This window comes from Acidisoma sp. S159 (assembly GCF_009766125.1).
In the GTDB taxonomy this organism is placed as follows: domain Bacteria; phylum Pseudomonadota; class Alphaproteobacteria; order Acetobacterales; family Acetobacteraceae; genus Acidisoma.
This window is the reverse complement of record NZ_LMUG01000070.1, coordinates 1-1,267: the sequence shown is the minus strand read 5'-3', so window position 1 is coordinate 1,267 and position 1,267 is coordinate 1. Positions and strand designations below refer to the sequence as shown.

Here is a 1,267-nt window from a genome sequence, read left to right as displayed (position 1 = left end):
GTTCTCTCGGGTCCACATCCCGAGCTTGAATCATCCCTCCCCGAGCCGCCACAAGCATTTTCAAACGGTCTCTTAGGACTGTCCCGCTGAAGCAAGTAGTGACGAAAATACTATGGTTTGAGCTGTATCTTTGTTTCTGCTGCTTCGCGTAATCTATAGCATTCTGAATTGTTGCCGGGCTGTACTTGGCGACGTCTGCTCGGTCGACCTCATTTCCAATTACGAGATCAACGTGTTCAAATGCGCCATACTTCTTAGCCGCTGCTTCAATCTGACTAAAAGCTAAATCAATCTGGGTGTTGGTTTGCTTTGGACTGTCGGGATAAACCCATACCCCCACAGCAATCTTGAGAATTCCGTGAGCCCGCGCCTTATCAACATTCCATTGATTGCCCCCATCTACGCCATAGGTGCGGATCCCAAGGAAGTTGGCGGAAACAATTTTCATATCGGCATCAACATCGGCCTCAGTAACCCCGTTGGGTGGTGCCGCGTTGGTCCTGTGGTATGGAGAGTAACAGATAAACCAGTAGTCTTCTTTTGCCATGTCGGGTCCTTTCTTGAGGCCGTCTTATTCTTGATGCAGAGCCCTACATCGCGCTGCCCGTTGATCACCGGGGCGGCGAGTATTTGGCCATCCATGAGCACCTTATTCAGGGACAGGGGGCTTTGCAATCATCGGTAGAGCTCGGGAAATGACGGATGCCTATGCGGGGTATCTTCGTTGTCGTTGCGACTTTTGCTGAATGTCACTGCGTGCGGGCAACTATCTGGTGCAGATATCCCTTTTTCTGTCAGCGGCAATTTCCAGGAATTCCACAAATTCCAAATAATTTGCGGATGTTCAGGGGTCGCAGGGGCGGGACGGATGCGGTGAACTTCGCGCCGTCCCGGCCGTCGTATCAGCGGTTGCATGCCAGCGACGGAGCAAATCGCGAGTCTACCCAGAACACCGAGCTTAAGCCGCAGCAACACGAAACCCGCCGTGATCGGCCTGCCGCTCCAGGATGGATGCAAAACGCCTCGGCGGCCGCGGTGCCGAGACGGCCGGATCAGAGTGCTGATCGCCGGGCTTTGAGCGACGGTCTTTCAAGGCGATGGGAGACGGCGGCCGGCCGGTTCGCTGATGGGCGCCTGGTGGCTTGTCGGGGAGGCCTCGAGGAGTGGGTGTCAATCGGCATCCAAATCTGGCTCTGACTCACTTTTGATGGAATTGGGGTGCTTTCTGGCCTCGGATCAGCGAGGGAGTTCGCCACTGTGCCCCAGA

The 1,267-nt window shown here is 54.9% G+C and carries 1 protein-coding gene; it reads right to left on the bottom strand.

Going from position 1 to position 1,267, the window contains the following annotated elements:
• Positions 1-547: hypothetical protein (locus GSQ92_RS25620; protein WP_159014398.1), on the bottom strand; the 547-nt coding region annotated here is incomplete at its 3' end.
• Positions 548-1,267: the final 720 nt, after the last annotated feature.